19 protein-coding genes, 2 tRNA genes, 1 other RNA gene and 1 pseudogene are annotated in these 17,981 nt (G+C 71.0%); 14 read left to right on the top strand and 9 right to left on the bottom strand.

Going from position 1 to position 17,981, the window contains the following annotated elements:
* Nucleotides 1-12: 12 nt before the first annotated feature.
* From ACQP10_RS37560 to dnaN, 3 genes are all read left to right on the top strand, one after another.
* Complete coding sequence (locus ACQP10_RS37560) at nt 13-1,539, top strand: sensor histidine kinase (RefSeq protein ID WP_433540614.1); 1,527 nt, start codon at nt 13-15, stop codon at nt 1,537-1,539.
* Nucleotides 1,536-2,198, top strand: a complete 663-nt coding sequence (locus tag ACQP10_RS37555; RefSeq protein ID WP_179821727.1) for a response regulator transcription factor — start codon at nt 1,536-1,538, stop codon at nt 2,196-2,198. Before ACQP10_RS37560 ends, ACQP10_RS37555 begins: the two co-directional genes overlap by 4 nt.
* 240 nt (nt 2,199-2,438) lie before the next feature.
* Complete coding sequence (dnaN, locus tag ACQP10_RS37550; RefSeq protein WP_346018337.1) at nt 2,439-3,536, top strand: DNA polymerase III subunit beta; 1,098 nt, start codon at nt 2,439-2,441, stop codon at nt 3,534-3,536.
* Nucleotides 3,537-3,660: 124 nt separating this feature from the next.
* Here the strand turns inward: dnaN and ACQP10_RS37545 are convergent, their stop codons facing one another.
* The 6 genes from ACQP10_RS37545 to upp all read right to left on the bottom strand — a co-directional run bounded on the left by ACQP10_RS37545 (nt 3,661) and on the right by upp (nt 7,775).
* Entirely contained in the window at nt 3,661-4,350 is a 690-nt protein-coding gene (locus ACQP10_RS37545) for a FadR/GntR family transcriptional regulator (protein WP_179821731.1), read from the bottom strand.
* Between the two features lie 107 nt (nt 4,351-4,457).
* Nucleotides 4,458-5,816, bottom strand: coding sequence for a helix-turn-helix transcriptional regulator (locus tag ACQP10_RS37540; RefSeq protein WP_346018338.1), 1,359 nt, complete (start codon nt 5,814-5,816; stop codon nt 4,458-4,460).
* A gap of 131 nt (nt 5,817-5,947) precedes the next feature.
* On the bottom strand, nt 5,948-6,475 hold the full coding sequence (locus ACQP10_RS37535; protein WP_179821735.1) for a PH domain-containing protein: 528 nt from the start codon (nt 6,473-6,475) through the stop codon (nt 5,948-5,950).
* Entirely contained in the window at nt 6,472-6,630 is a 159-nt protein-coding gene (locus tag ACQP10_RS37530; RefSeq protein WP_179821737.1) for a hypothetical protein, read from the bottom strand. Before ACQP10_RS37530 ends, ACQP10_RS37535 begins: the two co-directional genes overlap by 4 nt.
* A gap of 138 nt (nt 6,631-6,768) precedes the next feature.
* The gene (locus ACQP10_RS37525) at nt 6,769-6,999 is read right to left on the bottom strand and encodes a hypothetical protein (protein ID WP_189246931.1); all 231 of its coding nucleotides are present in this window, start codon (nt 6,997-6,999) and stop codon (nt 6,769-6,771) included.
* A gap of 137 nt (nt 7,000-7,136) precedes the next feature.
* Nucleotides 7,137-7,775 carry a uracil phosphoribosyltransferase gene (gene upp, locus ACQP10_RS37520; protein WP_346018339.1) on the bottom strand — a complete coding sequence of 213 codons (639 nt, stop codon included), beginning with the start codon at nt 7,773-7,775 and terminating at the stop codon, nt 7,137-7,139.
* Between the two features lie 170 nt (nt 7,776-7,945).
* Between upp and ACQP10_RS37515 the strand changes: the two genes are divergently transcribed.
* The 4 genes from ACQP10_RS37515 (at nt 7,946) to ACQP10_RS37500 (ending at nt 9,544) form a co-directional block, all read left to right on the top strand.
* Nucleotides 7,946-8,410 carry a tRNA adenosine deaminase-associated protein gene (locus ACQP10_RS37515; protein ID WP_433540613.1) on the top strand — a complete coding sequence of 155 codons (465 nt, stop codon included), beginning with the start codon at nt 7,946-7,948 and terminating at the stop codon, nt 8,408-8,410.
* A 16-nt stretch (nt 8,411-8,426) separates the two neighbouring features.
* Nucleotides 8,427-8,918, top strand: a complete 492-nt coding sequence (locus ACQP10_RS37510) for a tRNA adenosine deaminase-associated protein (RefSeq protein WP_179821746.1) — start codon at nt 8,427-8,429, stop codon at nt 8,916-8,918.
* Complete coding sequence (gene tadA, locus ACQP10_RS37505) at nt 8,915-9,430, top strand: tRNA adenosine(34) deaminase TadA (protein ID WP_386150708.1); 516 nt, start codon at nt 8,915-8,917, stop codon at nt 9,428-9,430. The genes ACQP10_RS37510 and tadA overlap by 4 nt, the downstream gene beginning before the upstream one ends.
* Nucleotides 9,431-9,454: 24 nt before the next feature.
* A tRNA-Ser gene (locus tag ACQP10_RS37500) sits at nt 9,455-9,544 on the top strand.
* Nucleotides 9,545-9,623: 79 nt separating this feature from the next.
* Here the strand turns inward: ACQP10_RS37500 and ACQP10_RS37495 are convergent.
* From ACQP10_RS37495 to ACQP10_RS37485, 3 genes are all read right to left on the bottom strand, one after another.
* On the bottom strand, nt 9,624-9,923 hold the full coding sequence (locus ACQP10_RS37495; protein ID WP_179821747.1) for a type II toxin-antitoxin system VapB family antitoxin: 300 nt from the start codon (nt 9,921-9,923) through the stop codon (nt 9,624-9,626).
* A gap of 80 nt (nt 9,924-10,003) precedes the next feature.
* Nucleotides 10,004-10,861, bottom strand: a complete 858-nt coding sequence (gene ypfJ, locus ACQP10_RS37490; RefSeq protein WP_346018340.1) for a KPN_02809 family neutral zinc metallopeptidase — start codon at nt 10,859-10,861, stop codon at nt 10,004-10,006.
* 330 nt (nt 10,862-11,191) lie between these two features.
* Nucleotides 11,192-11,277, bottom strand: a tRNA-Ser gene (locus ACQP10_RS37485).
* An 82-nt stretch (nt 11,278-11,359) separates the two neighbouring features.
* Between ACQP10_RS37485 and ffs the strand changes: the two genes are divergently transcribed.
* The 7 genes and pseudogenes from ffs (at nt 11,360) to ACQP10_RS37450 (ending at nt 17,882) form a co-directional block, all read left to right on the top strand.
* Nucleotides 11,360-11,455, top strand: an RNA gene (gene ffs / locus ACQP10_RS37480) — signal recognition particle sRNA small type.
* Nucleotides 11,456-11,487: 32 nt separating this feature from the next.
* Nucleotides 11,488-13,703 (top strand): annotated as a pseudogene (locus ACQP10_RS37475) (DNA polymerase III subunit gamma and tau).
* Between the two features lie 269 nt (nt 13,704-13,972).
* Nucleotides 13,973-14,326 (top strand): YbaB/EbfC family nucleoid-associated protein, encoded by a 354-nt coding sequence (locus ACQP10_RS37470; protein WP_179823331.1) that lies wholly within the window; start codon nt 13,973-13,975, stop codon nt 14,324-14,326.
* A 3-nt stretch (nt 14,327-14,329) separates the two neighbouring features.
* Nucleotides 14,330-14,929, top strand: a complete 600-nt coding sequence (gene recR, locus ACQP10_RS37465) for a recombination mediator RecR (protein ID WP_179821753.1) — start codon at nt 14,330-14,332, stop codon at nt 14,927-14,929.
* Nucleotides 14,922-15,452, top strand: coding sequence for a DUF5063 domain-containing protein (locus ACQP10_RS37460; protein WP_179821755.1), 531 nt, complete (start codon nt 14,922-14,924; stop codon nt 15,450-15,452). Before recR ends, ACQP10_RS37460 begins: the two co-directional genes overlap by 8 nt.
* Nucleotides 15,453-15,543: 91 nt before the next feature.
* A complete protein-coding gene (locus tag ACQP10_RS37455) occupies nt 15,544-16,818 on the top strand; it encodes an aspartate kinase (RefSeq protein WP_179821756.1) in 1,275 nt (424 codons plus the stop codon).
* Entirely contained in the window at nt 16,815-17,882 is a 1,068-nt protein-coding gene (locus tag ACQP10_RS37450; protein ID WP_346018342.1) for an aspartate-semialdehyde dehydrogenase, read from the top strand. The genes ACQP10_RS37455 and ACQP10_RS37450 overlap by 4 nt, the downstream gene beginning before the upstream one ends.
* Nucleotides 17,883-17,981 lie beyond the last annotated feature (99 nt).

Raw genomic sequence — 17,981 nt, 5'->3', positions numbered from 1 at the left:
ACACTGTTGGACATGAGACGACACGCGGTGATCTTCGGCCGGGCGGCGGGACTGGGCGCACTGGCCCTGCTCGACATTCCGCTGCTGGTGCTGACCCTGCTCACCGCCGTGACGACCGCGCTGGGCCTGATCTTCTTCTGCTTCATACCGGTGAACAGGCTCGTCCGGCGCCGCACCATGCTCGCCCGGCGGCTGGCCGGCAGGTGGCTGGGCGCCGAGACGGCGCCGCCCTACCTGCCGCCCCCGCCGCCGCCCAGGCCCCAGCCCGACGGCTGGTACCGCTACGAGCGCCAGCTTTACAAGACGCCGTGGTGGCCCGCGTGGAACGACCGCTGGAAGTGGATGTTCACCGACCCGGCCACCTGGCGGGACCTGGCCTGGCTCTGGCTGAACCCGCTCGCCGGCGGGAGCCTGCTGCTCCTGCCCCTCGCCGCGGTCTGGTACGGCCTGACCCTGTCGTGGACCTGGGCCCCGCAGGCCGCGCCGCTGGGACTCGCCGTCGCCGCGGCCGGGGTGGCCGCGGTGCCGTGGCTGCTGCGCCTCTACGGCTGGTGGACCCACCTGTGCCTCGCGCCCACCGTCAGGTCGATCCTGGCCGGCCGCCTCCAGCGGCTCGACCAGGTTCGGCAGGAGGCGGTCGACTCCCAGGCGGCCGAGCTGCGACGGATCGAGCGTGACCTGCACGACGGCGCCCAGGCCCGGCTGGTGGCCATGGGTATGACGCTCGGCGCGGTCGAGGAGCTGGTGGACAAAGACCCCGCCGCGGCCAAGGCGCTGCTGGCCAAGGCGCGCGACGCGTCGTCGGTGGCGCTGACCGAGCTGCGCGACCTGGTCAGGGGCATCCACCCGCCGGTGCTGGCCGAGCGCGGCCTGGGCGACGCGGTACGGGCGCTGGCACTGGACAGCCCGCTGAAGGTCTCGGTCACCGTCGACCTGAAGATCCGGCCGGAGTCCCCCGTCGAGTCGGCGGTCTACTTCTCGGTCAGCGAGCTGCTCACCAACGCGGCCCGGCACGGCGGCGCCGACCGCGTGTGGATCGACATCGGCATCCGGGGTGGGGCGCTGCGGGTGACCGTCACCGACGACGGCTCGGGTGGCGCGGACCCGTCACGGGGCAGCGGCCTGCGTGGCGTCGAGCGGCGGCTGGCGGCCTTCGATGGGGTGCTCGCGCTGAACAGCCCGCCCGGTGGGCCGACCACGGCCACGATCGACCTGCCGCTCGCGAGGGTGCCCGGCGCCGAGCGGGAGAAGCCGCCGCTGACGAAGCGGCAGGGCGTCGTCGTCGCCCTCGGCTGGGGTCTGGGCTGGCTGCCGCTGTTCCCGCAGGGGCTGGTCCCGATGTTCCTGAAGATCTTCGGCGCCGGGGAGAAGAGCTGGTTCCTCGCCCTGCACCTGCCCTCGCCGTGGCAGTGGCCGCTGATCGTCCTCAACATCACCATGGGTCTCGCCCTGTACGGTATGGCCATGGCGATCCCCGTCGCACACTCGCGCCGGCACCTGATGTCCCGGGCCGGCGCACTCCTGGAGACGGACCGGTGAGCCCGCGCGTCGTCATCGCCGAGGACCTCCACCTGCTGAGGGAGGGCCTGGTCCACCTGCTCCAGGCCCACGGGTTCGAGGTCGTCGCGGCGGTCGAGACCGGGCCCGAGCTGCTGCGGGCGCTGGTCGGCGAGCGCCCCGACGTCGCCGTGGTGGACGTGCGGCTGCCGCCCACGTTCACCGACGAGGGCCTCCAGGCCGCGCTGGCCGCCCGCAGGGAGGTCCCCGGCCTGCCGGTGCTCGTGCTGTCCCAGCACGTCGAGCAGCTGTACGCGCGTGAGCTGCTCGCCGACGGCTCCGGCGGGATCGGCTACCTCCTCAAGGACCGGGTGTTCAACTCCGGGCAGTTCGTCGACGCGGTCCGCCGGGTCGCCGACGGGGGCACCGCGATGGACCCCGAGGTGATCGCCAAGCTGCTGGCCAGCAACGCCCGGCACGAGCCGCTGGGCGCGCTGACCCCGCGGGAGCGGGAGGTGCTGTCACTGATGGCCGAGGGGCGTTCCAACGCCGCCATCTCCCAGCGCCTGTACCTCAGCGAGAGCGCCGTCGGCAAGCACACGGCGAGCATCTTCGGCAAGCTCGGCCTCGGCCCGTCGGACGACGACAACCGCAGGGTCCTCGCCGTCCTGGCCTACCTCGACGCGGCCCGGGAGAGCTGAGACCTTCACGAGGCCCCCGGCCGCGACGTCGCGCGGAGGGCCGGGCTGAACCGCGCCATCACCGGGGAAGCGTGGGGCCACGCGGTCATCCTGACACCCGGCCCCGCGCGGGAACGGCCCGGCTTTCGGGAAACGCCGGAGCATATGGGCTTTGCGGGGGTTCTGTCGGTCACACCGGCTACCTTCTGATGGGTACGGCCCGCGATTCCGCCGTGCCGTTCAGGACGAAGGGATGATCAGGTGAAGCTCCGGGTTAACCGTGATGTCCTGGCAGACGCCGTGGCCTGGTCGGCCCGGGTGTTGCCGAGCCGCCCGACCGTCCCCGTGCTCTCCGGCCTTCTCCTGGAGGCCGGAGACGACATCGTGCTCTCGGCCTTCGACTACGACGTCTCCGCCCGGGTCTCGGCGGAGGCCGACGTGGCCGAGCCCGGCCGGGCGCTCGTCCCCGGCAGGGTTCTCGCAGAGATCACCCGCAGCCTGCCCGCCCAGCCGGTGGAGATCGTCACCAGCGGGGCCGAGGCGGTGCTGACCTGCGGGAGCATCGAGTTCGGCCTGCCCACCATGCCGGTGGAGGACTTCCCCGCCCTGCCCGCGACGCCGGCGAGGCTCGGCGCGATCGGCGGCGGCGTCTTCGCGACCGCGGTCGGGCAGGTCGCCCCCGCCACCAGCCGCGACGAGGCGCTGCCCATGCTGACCGGTGTCCGGATCGACATCGCCGGCGAGACCGTGACCATGGCGGCCACCGACCGCTACCGCATCGCGGCCCGGGAGTTCGACTGGCGGCCGGAGCGGCCCGATGCCACCGCCGCCGCCGTGGTGCCCGCACGGGCACTCGTCGAGGTGGCCAAGTCGCTGCGCGGGGGCGAGGTGTCGATCGGGCTGGGCGACGGCGTCGCCGGATTCGAGAGCGTCGACCGCAGCACCACGGTCCGCCTGCTCGATGAGCAGTTCATCGACTACCGCTCCCGGCTGACCGAGGACTGGCCGATCCGGGCCGACGTGCGGGTGGCCCCGTTCATCGAGGCGATCAGGCGGGTCGGGCTGGTCGCCGAGCGCAACACCGCGATCCGGCTGTCGTTCGACCACGGCCAGGTGTTCATCCAGGCGGGTGGCGGCGAGATCGGCCGCGGCGCCGAGTCCATGGACGTCGAGCTGTCCGGCGACGCCATCCAGATCGCCTTCCAGGCGCATTTCCTGCTCGACGGCCTGAGCGGGGTCGAGACCGAGTTCGCCCGGATTCACATGCAGTCCTCCAGCCGTCCGGCGCTCATCACCGAGGTCCCCGGCGACGCCGACCCCGCCTTCCGCTACCTCACGATGTCCCTGCGCGCGGTGTGACGCCGCCCTGGTCGTCCCGGAAGACGCGGGAACGCCGGTCCTGAGACGCGAGAACGCCCCGCCTCCCCAGCGACCCCGGAGGGGAGGAGACGGGGCGTTCCCATGTGCCGGTCGGGCCCGCGGATCAGTTGGCCAGTTCCTGGGCCTCGGTCAGGGAGATCAGGATGTGCTCCATGCACGCGTGACCGGCGCGCTCCGCGGCGGCCACGTCCCCGTCCGCGATGGCGCGGGCGATGGCGTCGTGCGGGATGTAGGTGCTGTTGATGGAGGTGCCCGCGGCGGTGATGCTGGCCCGCAGGGCGGCCGAGAAGTCCTCGTAGAGGTCGCTCAGCACCCGGTTGTGGGTCGCCTCGACGACCGCGATGTGGAAGGCGAGGTCGGCCTCGACGAAAGCCTCGGGCCCGCCGGACTCCCAGGCCCGCTCGCGCTCGGCCAGGGCGCTCCGGATGCGGGCGATGTCGGCGTCGGTGCGCCGGGTCGCGGCCAGGCGGGCGGCCTCGACCTCCAGGGCGCGCCGCACCTCCAGGATCTCCAGTTGCTCGGCGGTGCGCAGCCTCCGCTGCATGGCCCCCGAAAGCTCACTCGTCGCGCGGACGTAGGTGCCGTCACCCTGGCGGCACTCCAGCAGCCCGGCGTGGGTGAGCGCTCGTACGGCCTCGCGCACGGTGTTGCGTCCGACCCCGAGCTGTTCGGCGAGCACGGTCTCGGTAGGGATTTTCGCGTGCATCTGCCAGGAGTTCGATGTGATCTGCTCCTTGAGCTGATCGATCACCTGGTCGACGAGGGACGCGCGCTGCGCCGTACGCAGACTCACAGTCCGCCTCCTCCGGGGAAACCAATCATCCTATGAGTCAATGACTGGTAGACCCTAATTATTCCGGAGGCTTGAAAACAAATCCAGTTCCGGCGGAGCGCCGATCTCTACCGGGCCAGAGCGGAGTCGACCGTCACCCCCACCATCGCGCTGCGCACTCCGGCGGCTTCCAGAGCCTTACGATACGCGCCCGCCTGTTCCTCGCCCGCTCCGGCTCGTCCGTACAGGTCACCCAGCTCACGCCAGGCCCGTGCCGCCTCGCGGTCGGGCGCGGAGCCCGCCGGGCGCGGCCTGTCGAGCAGCTGCCCGGCCCGGTGCAGGATGACCGGCACGTCGCGGTCGCCGTGGGCGAGCGCGATCTCGGCGAGCAGCAGCTGCGCGGTCGCCGCGACGGGGCAGGCCCGCCCGTCCAGCATGGCGAGGGCGGCCCCGGCCAGCCGGGCGGCGTTCTCGGGGTCGTCGCCGGCGAACCGCACCCGGGCGAGGGCGACGAGGCTCCGGGCGTGCTCGTGGACGGCCCCGGGGAACGCGGCGAAGACGCGGCCGGCGGCGGTCACCAGCTCACCCGCCTGCTCCAGCGGCTCCTCACCCGTGGACGCGGCCAGCCGCGCCCAGCTCGTCGCGACACCGGCGAGCCGGAACGCCATCCGGGCCGGTCGGCCGGTCGCGATGGCGTCGTCGGCCAGGTGCACGGCCAAGGCGGAGTCCTCGCCCTCGGCCGCGACGAGGCTCGCCCGCCACAGCGCGTGGATCTCGGCGGTGCGGTTGACCACGGCGGGCATGCCGTTGTCCGCCAGAACCCGGCGGATGTAGGCCCTGCCCGGCGAACGCGGCTGCCGGGGGTTCTCGGTCTCCATGAGGGAGGCGGCGAGATCGACGGCGACCTCGCCCTGCGTCAGAGCGAGTCTCTCGACCTGGACGAGCGCCTGGGCGGCCAGATCGCGGGCGCGCAGGATGTCTCCGGCGCGCTGGTAGCAGCGGCTCAGCGCCACGGTGAGGGGCAGGTCGGCCAGACGCTCGGGGTGGGCGGCCGCCTCGCGGCGGAGCCACTCGAACGCCTCCACGGCCGGCCCGATCCTCCCCTGGGCCTCCAGCGCCCGGGCGCGGCCGAACCGCGCGTGCGCGCCCAGCAGGACGTTCTCCTCGCCTGCCACCTTGACGATCTCACCGAACCGCTCCGCGGCCACGGACGGGTCGCCGTGGAGGAGCTCCAGTTCGGCATGGCGCAGCCCGAGTTCGGTGTCGATGCGCTGGCGCGGTTCGATGCCGTGCAGCAGGAACTCGGTGGTGCAGCCCAGGCGTTCGGCGAGGAGGCGCGCGACCACGGGAGTCGGCGTGCGCTTGCCGGACTCGATGAGAGAGACGTAACTGTCGGAGAGGTCAGGCCCGGCCAGCTGGGCCTGAGACATGCGCCTACTGAGCCGCAGTCCGCGGACGCGGTCACCGATGGTTCCCTGACTCGGCATCTGATCTCTCAGGGCGGGGGATGGTCAATGTTCCCGCCATGATTGCACGAAGCAGTCGAATAAGGTAACCCCGCGTGAAAAATATCGGGTGGACTCTCCTCTAAGACACCGCGGTAAAGGACGAAGAGGCACTAATCATCGTCGCTTCCCCCGGGGAAGATCATCTGGCATACCTCAAGGTAGAGCGTCTCGGGATAGGGAATGTAGGGAATCCTCGACAGGGCCTGGTCCTGGCCGGCCGACTCCAGGACGAACTCGCCGTACCCCATCATGCGGCCGAGCAGCGACCGCTGGAAGCTCATGTCGGTGACCTTGCCCAGCGGCATCATGTCGACCTTGCGGGTGATCAGGCCCGTGGTGAGCAGCATCCGCTTGGACGTGACGACGAAGTAGTCGACCGACCACTCCGCCACCTTCCAGACGAAGCGGATCAGCAGCAGGAGCCAGGCCCACCAGACGACGACGAGGGCGCCGCCGCCGCCCTGGTCGCCGAGCCACTTGCTCAGCAGCCCGGCGATGATCAGGCCGCCGAAGACCTCGGCGACCGGGCGGAGCAGTACGGCCGGGTGACGCCGCACCATGATGACCTGGTGTTCGTGGGGGAGCAGGTAGCGGTTGACCGACGAGGGAGCTGAGTCCCCGTGGGTCACAAGCCTCATGACAGATGGGAGACGAACTGGGCCAGAGAGTCGGCCGCGTTGTACACAGTGTCCATGGCGCTCCTCACCGTGCTGGCGGCGTCACCTGGTCGGGTGAACAGGAAGAACGCCACAAAAGCAATACCGCCGTACGTAAGAACCTTCTTGACCTGCACTTCGGCCTCCTGCAACCGCTAACCCACTGCACCCGCCGTATACATTACCCATGCCATTCGCCGGGTAAAGCGCTTCGGTCCATTACGTCTGGCCCCGTTCGTAGACCTGGCGAATCGGACAGAATGGCTTTTTCCCGGTCACCCGCGCTCGCTCGCGACGAGCGCGAGAACCTCGAGATGCTTGCGGGCGATCCGCTCCACCAGTCCGGGATGGACGTGGCCGGTCACCTCCAGCGCGCCGTAGTGCGCCGCCTCCACGCAGCGGGTCACCGTGGCGGCCGGATGGATCCCGGAGAACTCGGCCCGCAGCGCGGCGCTGACGGCCTCGTACGGGTCGGGCTCCTTGCCCGGCGTGATTCGCTCGCTCATGGTTCTCCCTGGTATGCGCCCGCGGCCCTCGCGGACCGGGGCACGCAAGAGCCGCTTTCGCTACTCTGAGTACCCAGAGAGTAACATTACGGAGTCGAAAGTTGTAGAACGCCCCTTCTATCGGAAGGGAAGTTTTCTCAGACGACCCCGTAAAGACGGTCACCGGCGTCGCCGAGGCCGGGGACGATGTAGCCGTTCTCGTCCAGCCGCTCGTCCACCGCCGCGGTGACCAGGCGGATCGGCCGGCCGCTGCCCGCGAACACCCGGTCCATGTGGGCGATGCCCTCCGGGGCGGCCAGCAGGCACAGCGCGGTCACGTCGTACGCGCCGCGCTCGAAGAGGAACTCGACGGCCGCGGCCAGGGTGCCGCCGGTGGCGAGCATCGGGTCGACCACGTAGACCTGGCGGCCGGACAGGTCGTCGGGCAGGCGGGTGGCGTAGGTCTCGGCCTTGAGCGTCGACTCGTTGCGGATCATCCCGAGGAAACCCACCTCGGCCGTCGGCAACAGCCTCGTCATGCCGTCCAGCATGCCCAGGCCCGCCCGCAGGATCGGCACCACCAGCGGGTACGGCTGCGCCAGCCGTACCCCGCTGGCCGGCGCGACCGGGGTCTGCACGGTCACGTCGGTCACGCGGACGTGCCGGGTGGCCTCGTAGGCGAGCAGGGTCACGAGCTCGTCGGCGAGGCGACGGAATGTGGGTGAATCCGTCTCCGCGTTCCGCAGCACGGTCAGTTTGTGTGCCACCAGCGGGTGGTCGACGACCAGGGTCTCCATGGAGGCCAACGGTATCCCGTATGCCGAGGTGAGGGATAACGGCGGAGTCCGTACGTGATGTGCCCCACTTTCACTTTGAGTTTGATCACGATTTGGTAGGAGAGACGTACGCTCGCAGGCTGGTTCTGAAAGCATTGACGCCCGGAGAGAACGCATCGGTGGGGATGGCCATGTCAGATCAAGAGGCACTCGACTTCGCCATCGTCGTCTACCGCGAGGACGACGTATGGGAGGCGGAGGTGCTCCCCACGGCCCTCACCTCCGACCTGGACGGCCTGCTGGTCGCCGTTGGGGATGAGTTCTTCGTGGCGCTACGGGTGTTCGGCGAGCGGGTGGACGTCTTCCTGTCCGACATCGCCGCGTCCTGGGACTTCCCGCTCGCCGAGCAGGTGCTGGAGTACCTCGACGTGCCGGTGCCCGACGAGGAGGAGCTCGACGCGATCCTCCAGGACGAGGACACCGCCCTTCCCGCCGGCGACCTCTCGATCTTCGCGGACCTGGGCCTCGACGAGATGGAGCTCGGCATCCTCTCCGGCGACGTCGACCTGCTTCCCGAGGACGTGCTGTCCAGCATCGCCGCGCGGCTGGGATTCTCCGAGCCGTTCGAACGCGCCATCGACTCGATGTTCGGCTGACCTTGGGAGATCGGCCATGTCCTCCAGCCCATCAGCAAGCAGCGTGTTCTCGGCGGCCTTCGTCCGCACCCCCGACGGGTGGAAGGGCGCGGAGGTCGATCTCGGCTCCGCCGAGATGGCGGACGACCTCGGTGACGCCGTCACCGAGCACCTCGGACTCGACGGCGACGAACTGGTCCTGCTGTGCGTGGAGGTGGAGGACGAATGGTTCGGGATCGTCCGCTACGACGGTGACGAGGAGCCCCGCGCCTTCCTCTCCGACGCGCAGGCGGGACTCTCGGAGGGGATCGGGGAGATCTTCAGCGATCTGGCCGGGGTCGCGCCGACCAAGGAGACGCCCGAGATCGGCGTACGGCCCGCCGGCGACTTCGAGCTGCTGGACGACCTCGGCGTCACCTCCGAGGAGCTGATCGAGCTCAGCATGGAGGAGGGCGTCCTCCCCGCGGACACGCTCTCGGTCATCGCCGAGCGGCTCTCGTTCGCCGACGAGCTCGACCGGCTGCGATGACCGTGGCGGGGCCCGGCGGGCCCGCCGGACCCGGCGGTTCCGGGGTGGAGGCCGGCTACATCCCCGTGATGCGGCTCGCCCTCGACCAGGCGGCGCGGGCCGGCGCCCGCGGAGAGGTGCCGGTCGGCGCGGTCGTCGTGGACGCCGAGGGCGCCGTGCTGGCCCGGGCCGGCAACGATCGCGAGTCCCTGGCCGATCCCACCGCCCACGCCGAGGTCCTCGCCCTGAGGGGGGCCGCGCGGGCGCGCGGGGAGTGGCGGCTGGACGGCTGCACGCTGGTGGTGACCCTGGAGCCCTGCACGATGTGCGCCGGCGCCGCCGTACTGGCACGGGTCGACCGCGTCGTGTACGGCGCCGCCGACGCCAAGGGCGGCGCCGTGGGCTCGCTCTGGGACGTCGTCAGGGACCGCCGCCTCAACCACCGGCCCGAGGTGGTGAGGGGCGTGCTGGCCGACGAGTGCGCCGGGATCCTCACCGATTTCTTCTCCGTCCGGCGGATGCGCGAGCAATAGCGGTTATCCGGTAAGCTGCTCCGCGGTGGAGTCGCCTAGTGGCCGAGGGCGCACGCCTCGAAAGCGTGTGATGGGGCAACTCATCCGTGGGTTCAAATCCCACCTCCACCGCCACAGCGAAAGGCTCCCGGCATCGTCAGCCGGGAGCCTTTCCGTTTTCCGCCCTCCCGCCCCTCCGGCGGGCCGCGCCGGCTCAGTCGCCCGGCAGCTCCAGCACCCTGGCGTGCAGGATCGAGCGCTGGTGCAGCGCCGCCCGCAGCGCGCGGTGCAGGCCGTCCTCCAGGTACAGCTCGCCGCGCCACTGCACCACGTGCGGGAACAGATCGCCGTAGAAGGTGGAGTCCTTGGCGAGCAGGGAGTGCAGGTCCAGCACCGCCTTCGTGGTGATCAGGGTGTCGAGCCGGATCTGCCGTGGCGGTATCTGCGCCCACTCGCGGTGCGAGAGGCCGTGGTCCGGGTAGGGCCGTCCGTCGCCGATCATCTTGAAGATCACACTATGTAGTTTATGAGAGCATCGGGTGTCATGTTCGCCGGATGTCCGCCGGGCGGCTCATCCCGCAGGTCGCGGGCCTCTCAGACGTCGCCCGCGAAGGTGTCGCACTTGTTGGGGTCGCCGCTCTCGTAACCGGTGGTGAACCACTTGACACGCTGCGCCGACGTTCCGTGGGTGAACCCCTCGGGGTCGACCCGGCCCTGGGTGCGCTTCTGGATGCTGTCGTCGCCCACGGCCGAGGCCGCGCTGATCGCCTCTTCGATGTCGGTCTGGCTGAACGGCTTGGCGAACAGGCCGGTCTTGTAGGCGTTCTTGGCCCAGGCGCCGGAGTAGCAGTCGGCCTGCAGCTCCAGCCGGACCGAACCGCTCTCCGGTCCCTGCCGGTCCCCCTCCGCCTTGGCGTTGGTGCCGAGGAGGTTCTGCACGTGGTGACCGTACTCGTGGCCGACGACGTAGGCCTGGGCGAAAGGGCCGCCCTTGGCGCCGAACCGGCTCTGGAGTTCGTCGAAGAAGCTGAGATCGAGGTAGACCCGCTGGTCGGCGGGGCAGTAGAACGGGCCGACCGAGGCGTCGGCGGCGCCGCAGCCTGTGTTGACCTGGCCGGAGAACATGACCGTCTTGGCCGGCGTGTAGTTCTGCACGACCTCGGGCCAGTAGTCCTGGATGCTGTTGACCACGCCGACGATCCGGCACTGCTCGTTCTGGTCGGCGTCCTGGCCGGTCTTGCACTCGGAGGCCAGGTTGGAGCTGGGGTTCACCGGGGCGGGGTCGTCGCCGCCGGTGATGTTCCCGGGGTTGACGCCGAATATCAGAGCCACGATGAGCGCGATGATCCCGGCCGCGCCGCCGCCGACGGCGAGGCCACCGCCGGGGAAGCCGCCCCTGCCGCCGCTCTCCACCTGTGAGGTGTCGAGCCGGGCGTCATCTTTGAAGTCCATCGCCGATGTCCCTTCGGTCCGCTTGGGACCTTCCACTGCCCCGGGGAGGCCGGGACATTCCGGTGGAACCGGATGACGGACGGGAGGTCACGGCGCCGTGGCGCCCCCGCCCCGGTCCCCGTCGTGCCCGCCGGCTCCTCCGCGGCCCGGCGCTCCGCGTGGGAGAGCCGGGCCGGGCACCGCTCGCCGAACGTCACGCGCCCGCCGTGCCCGTCGAGCGTCCTGCGCGCGTGGCCCGGCCGGAAGGGGCGCGCGGGCCGACGCGGTGTGAGGACGGGCGGATACGACGAAGGGGCCGGAGCGCGTGTGCGCTCCGGCCCCTTCGGGCGGCGGAGGATAGGAGATTCGAACTCCTGAGGGGTTGCCCCCAACACGCTTTCCAAGCGTGCGCCCTAGGCCAACTAGGCGAATCCTCCGTGGAGAAGCTTACCGAACTTTCTGAGTGCGATGACCGCATATTCGGTGCCCCGAACACTCCGGTCAGACGTTAGACTGTCCTCGGACCCCTCGCGCGGCGTCATCCTGTGAACCTCCCCAGGGCCGGAAGGCAGCAAGGATAAGCAGGCTCTGGCGGGTGTGCGAGGGGTTCTCTTCGTTTCAGGACCCCTCGCAGGCGGGATGGTCGCATGAGTCTTGCGCTTTACCGCAAGTACCGGCCCGGGACCTTCGCCGAGGTCAAGGGCCAGGAGCACGTCACAGAGCCGCTACGGCAGGCGCTGCGGAGCGGCCGGATCAGCCATGCCTACCTGTTCAGCGGGCCCCGAGGCTGCGGCAAGACCTCCAGCGCCCGGATCCTGGCCCGTTCGCTGAACTGCGAGCAGGGGCCGACGCCCGACCCCTGCGGAAAATGCGAGTCCTGCGTCGCGCTGGCCCCCACCGGCCCCGGCCACCTCGACGTCATCGAGATCGACGCCGCCTCGCACGGTGGCGTGGACGACGCCCGCGACCTGCGTGAGCGGGCCTTCTTCGCGCCCGTGTCGGCGCGCTACAAGATCTACATCATCGACGAGGCGCACATGGTGACCCGCGAGGGTTTCAACGCGCTGCTCAAGCTCGTCGAGGAGCCCCCGCCGCACCTGAAGTTCGTCTTCGCGACGACCGAGCCCGAGAAGGTCATCGGGACGATCAAGTCCCGGACCCACCACTACCCCTTCCGGTTGATCCCGCCCGCCGCGCTGCGCGCGCTCATGGAGGAGATCCTCACCGCGGAGAAGGTCCCGTTCGAGCCCGCCGCGCTGCCGCTGGTGATCCGGGCGGGCGCCGGCTCGGCCCGTGACTCGCTGTCCATCCTCGACCAGCTCTTCGCCGGGTCCGACGAGTCGGGCATCACCTACGCGCGCGCCGTCTCCCTGCTGGGCTACACCGACGGCGGCCTGCTCGACGACGTGGTCGCCGCCTTCGCCGCCCGTGACGGCGCCCGGGTCTTCCAGACGGTCGGCCGGGTGATCGAGGGGGGCCACGACCCCCGCAGGTTCGCGATGGACCTGCTGGAGCGCTTCCGCGACCTGGTGATCCTGGCCAACGTGCCCGAGGCGGCCGGGAGCGGGCTGCTCGACCGGCCCGCCGACGAGCTCGACCGGCTCCGCGAGCAGGCCGCGTCGATGGGCCCGGCCGAGCTGACCCGCGCCGCCGAGATCTTCAACGCCGGCCTGACCGAGATGCGCGGCGCGGCCTCGCCCCGGCTGATGCTGGAGCTGATGTGCGCCCGGACGCTCCTGCCCGGGACCGGCCGGGACGAGGCGGCGCTGCTGGCCCGTCTGGAACGGCTGGAGCGCGGCGGTCTCGCGGCGGCTCCCGTCGTCCCCGCCGTCGCCGCCCCGCCGGTGCAGGCGGCTCCGGCCGCGGTGGTCCCCTCCCCGGCTGTCCAGGCCACGCCACCCGCGCAGGCTCCGGTCGCGCAGGTTCCGGCCGCCCCCGCTCCCTCCGCGGGTACGACTCCGGCCCCGGTGGAGCGGACCCGCGCGGACGACGACTGGCCCGCCGTGACCAGGCCGGGCGCCCCCGCGGACGCCCCCAGGCCCCCGCGGCCCCGGCGGCGTCGGCGGTGCCGGTCGCCCCGGTCGCCGACGCGGTGACCGGGACGGGGGCCGCGGCGGTGCAGCAGGCGTGGCCGCAGGTGCTCGCCGCCCTCAAACGGCGCAGCATCGTGGTCTGGGCGAACGTCAACACCAACGCCCAGGTCGTGGGGGTCGAAGGAAAGCTCGTCACGCTGGGGTTCGCTCAGGTCGGCGCGATGCGCAACTTCACCGGCGGCGGCAAGGACGTCGTCGTCGCGGCGGCCCTGCAGGACGTGCTGGGCGGCTCCTGGAAGGTCGAGGCCGTCGTGGCGGGCGGCGGCCCGTCCGGTGGCGCCCGTCCCGCGGCGGGTCCGCCTCCCCAGCCGGTCCAGCCGGCCCCGCAGCCGGCCCAGCCGCGCCAGGACCCCGCGCAGGGGCATGCCCCGGGGTCCGCTTCGGGTCCCGCCTCGGGATCGGCTCCGGGGCCCGCCTCGGCGCAGGCTCCGGCGGTCCGGCAGGCCCCTCCCGCGCGTCAGTCCTTCCCGCCCACCGACGATTCGTGGCCGGACGCGCCTCTTCCCGACGACCCCGGCTCGCCGCCCTCCCCGGCCCCCGGCCTCGCCGCCGCCCGCTCGGCCGCGAGGGCGGCGGCGCAGACGGGTCCGAAGGCCGGCGGCGCCAGGCCCGCCTGGCCGGACAAGGTGCCGGGGCGCGTGCCCGCGCCGGACAGCGACGAGGTCGATCCGCTGAACGACGCGGACGCCGACGTCGACTCGCTGACCGGCATGGCGCTCATCCAGCGGGAGCTGGGCGGTCAGATCATCGAGGAGATCGACCACGCCTGACGCGCGGCGCCGGGAAGAAGCGCACGGGGTTATTGAACAAATGCAATGTGTGACGAGCCCGGGTCCGGTTAAATTTCTGTCAACACGTTGCCGTACGCGGCCGCTCCGGTGCGTGTCACGTCGGGTCCCGGACGTCTTGGAGGGGGGCCGGGACCCGACAGGGGGTTTAGCGTCCCCCTCTGGGGAACACGTGCCCGGGCCAGTGCAACAGCCGGTCCGGACCCCGTAGGCTCGTGACGACTGACGTCACGGACGAGGAGCACACGACGGTGAACCCAGGGGATGTAAACCTTCAGCAACTGCTGGAGCAGGCGCAGCTCATGCAGCAGCAACTCGTCAGCGCCCAGCAGGAGCTGAACGACGCCCAGGTGCAGGGCTCGGCGGGCGGCGGGCTCGTCGTGGCCACGGTCAACGGCAGCGGCGAACTGCTCGAACTGAAGATCAAGGCGGAGGCCGTCGACACCGGTGACCGCCAGGAGACGGCCGACACGATCGCCGACCTGGTCATCGCCGCCATCCGGGACGCCGTGCGCTCGGCGGCCGACCTCCAGCAGGAGAAGCTCGGCCCGCTCGCGCAGGGCCTCGGCGGCGGGGGCGGCCTCGGCCAGCTTCCCGGATTCTGAGCCATGTACGAGGGGGTCCTCCAGAACCTGATCGACGAGCTCGGCATGCTGCCGGGCGTCGGTCCCAAGAGCGCGCAGCGGATCGCGTTCCACCTGCTGGCAGCGGAGCCCGCCGACGTCAAGCGGCTCGCCCACGCCCTGCTGGAGGTCAAGGACAAGGTCCGCTTCTGCCGCGTCTGCGGCAACGTCGCCGCCGAGGAGGAGTGCCGGATCTGCCGTGACACCCGGCGCGACACCCACGTCATCTGCGTCGTGGAGGAGTCCAAGGACGTGGTGGCCATCGAGAAGACCCGCGAGTTCCGGGGCCGCTACCACGTGCTCGGCGGGGCGATCAGCCCGATCGACGGAGTCGGCCCCGACGACCTGCGCATCCGGGAACTGATGACGCGCCTGGCCGACGGCCGGGTGACGGAGCTGATCATCGCCACCGACCCCAACCTGGAGGGGGAGGCGACGGCGACGTACCTCGCCCGTCTGGTGAAGCCGATGGGCCTGAAAGTCACACGACTCGCCAGCGGCCTGCCCGTGGGCGGTGACCTCGAGTACGCCGACGAGGTCACCCTGGGCCGCGCGTTCGAAGGAAGAAGGCTGCTGGATGTCTGACGCATGGGCCGCCCTGGCCGACCGGATCGCCGTCCACGCGCGCGACTACATCGACGGGCTCACCCGGCTGGCGGGCGGCGAGGGCGGTGACGCCATCCTGCCGCTGCTGCTGGTGGAGGTGGCGCAGGTCAGCTCCGCCGGGGCTCAGCTCGGCGCCTGCCAGGACGTGATCCTCTCCGGCAACTGGGAGCCGCATCTGAGCGAGGACCCGGACGTCGACGGCGTCCGTACCACCCTCGCCGAGCGCCTGGGCCCGGTCGACGACTACGCCGAGGTCTTCGACCCCTACAAGGACACCTCGGTGACGCCCTACCGGCTGTCGGACGACCTGACCGCGGTGGCCGCCGACCTCATCCACGGGCTCCGGCACTACCAGGCGGGCCGCCCGCTGGAGGCCCTGTGGTGGTGGCAGTACTCCTACTTCAACACATGGGGCAACCACGCGGGCGCCGCCCTGCGGGCGCTCCAGGCGCTCGTCGCGCACACGCGCCTCGACGTGGCGGAGGAGCGTACCACGGTCTGACCTGTCCACATGGTGGTCAGGCCCGAAGGAGCTCGACGGGGCGCAAGTAGACTGAGGGCTCCACAGCCCCAGATTGCTTCGGAGAGATCTCGTGGCGCTCGTTGTACAGAAGTACGGTGGTTCGTCCGTCGCCGACGCGTCCTGCATCAAGCGGGTCGCGCAGCGGATCGTCGCGACGAAAAAAGCCGGCAACGACGTCGTGGTGATCGTCTCGGCGATGGGTGACACCACCGACGAGCTGCTGGACCTCGCCCAGCAGGTCTCGCCGCTGCCCCCGGGCCGCGAGCTCGACATGCTCCTCACCTCCGGTGAGCGCATCTCGATGGCGCTGCTGGCGATGGCGATCGCCAACCTCGGCCACGAGGCCCGGTCGTTCACCGGCTCCCAGGCCGGTGTCATCACCGACTCCTCCCACGGCCGCGCGCGCATCATCGACGTGACGCCCGGCCGGATCCAGGAGGCCCTCGGCAACGGCCAGATCGCGATCGTGGCGGGGTTCCAGGGTGTCTCCCAGGACACCAAGGACATCACCACGCTCGGCCGGGGCGGTTCCGACACGACCGCCGTCGCCCTCGCCGCCGCCCTGGAAGCCGACGTCTGCGAGATCTACACCGACGTGGACGGCATCTTCACCGCCGACCCGCGCATCGTCCCGACCGCCCGTAAGATCCCCAGGATCTCCTACGACGAGATGATGGAGATGGCGGCCTGCGGGGCGAAGATCCTGCACCTCCGCTGCGTTGAGTACGCGCGCCGGTTCAACCTGCCGATCCACGTCAGAAGCTCGTTCAGCACCAAGGAAGGCACGTGGGTCGTCTCCGACCCCGACAGCGAAGGAACAGAGATGGAGCAGCCGATAATCTCCGGCGTCGCGCACGACCGGAGCGAGGCCAAGATCACCGTTGTCGGGGTGCCCGACAAGGTCGGCGAGGCTGCCACGATCTTCAAAACGCTGGCGGACGCTGAGATCAACATCGATATGATCGTGCAGAACGTGTCGGCGGCGGCGACCGGTCGTACGGACATCTCCTTCACGCTGCCCACGACAGACAGCTCCACGGCGCTGTCCGCGCTGAAGAAGATCCAGGACCGCATCGGGTTCGAGTCGCTGCTCTTCGACGACCAGATCGGCAAGGTGTCGCTGATCGGCGCGGGCATGCGCTCGCACCCCGGCGTCACCGCGACGTTCTTCGCGGCCATCGCCAACGCGGGGGTGAACATCGAGATGATCTCCACCTCGGAGATCCGCATCTCGGTGATCGTCGGGCAGGACGAGGTCGACGCGGCGGTCACCGCCGCGCACCACGCTTTCAACCTCGACGCCGACCAGGTCGAGGCAGTGGTCTACGGAGGTACCGGACGATGAGCCGCAAGCCGACCCTCGCCCTGATCGGCGCGACCGGTGCCGTGGGCACCGTCATGCGCGACATCATCTCCCACCGGGAGGACGTCTACGGCGAGATCAAGCTCGTCGCGTCCGCCCGGTCGGCCGGGAAGGTCCTTCAGGTCCGCGGTGAGGACGTGGTCGTCCAGGAGCTGACCCCCGAGGTCTTCGACGGCGTCGACATCGCGATCTTCGACGTGCCGGACGAGGTCTCCGCGGTGTGGGTGCCGGTCGCGGCCGAGCGCGGCGCGACCGTCATCGACAAGTCCGGCACCTTCCGGATGAACCCCCAGGTGCCGCTGGTCGTGCCGGAGGTGAACCCCGAGGCCGCGCGGGAACGGCCGCTGGGCATCATCTCCACCCCCAACTGCACCACGCTGTCGATGATGGCCGCGATGGGCGCGCTGCACGCCGAGTACGGCCTGCGCGAGCTGGTGGTCGCCTCCTACCAGGCGGTCTCCGGCGCGGGCGTGGCGGGCTCGGCACGCCTCTACGACGAGATCGAGGCCCTGGCCGGTGACCGGACGGTCGGGCAGACCGCCGGTGACGTGCGCAAGACCCTGCAGAACGCGCTGGGCGAGGCCGAGTCGCCGTTCCCGGCTCCGGTGGCGTTCAACGTCGTGCCGTGGGCGGGCTCGCTCAAGGACGGCGGCTGGGCCTCCGAGGAGATCAAGCTCCGCAACGAGTCCCGGAAGATCCTCGGGATCGACGACCTGAAGGTCTCGGCGACCTGCGTGCGGGTCCCGGTGATCACGACCCACTCGCTGGCCGTGCACGCGACCTTCGAACGCGAGATCACCGTCGCCGACGCCCACCGGATCCTGGAGGCCGCGCCCACCGTGGTCGTCATGGACGACCCGGCCAACGGCGTCTTCCCGACCCCGGCCGACGTCGTCGGCACCGACCCGACCTACGTCGGCCGGATCCGCCAGGCGCTCGACTTCCCCAACACCCTCGACCTGTTCGTCTGCGGGGACAACCTCCGCAAGGGTGCGGCCCTGAACGCCGCGGAGATCGCCGAGCTGGTCGCGGCGGAGTTCGCCTGACCCGTTCGCTCTGTCTGACCGGCCTGGCCCGTTCGGGTCCGGCCGGTCCGGCCGTCACCGTCACACGCCGTACGGCGGGCCGCCCGCCGTACGGCGTGT

This window comes from Streptosporangium sandarakinum, from assembly GCF_050942225.1.
Taxonomy (GTDB): domain Bacteria; phylum Actinomycetota; class Actinomycetes; order Streptosporangiales; family Streptosporangiaceae; genus Streptosporangium; species Streptosporangium nondiastaticum.
This window is presented reverse-complemented; position numbering and strand designations above follow the sequence as displayed.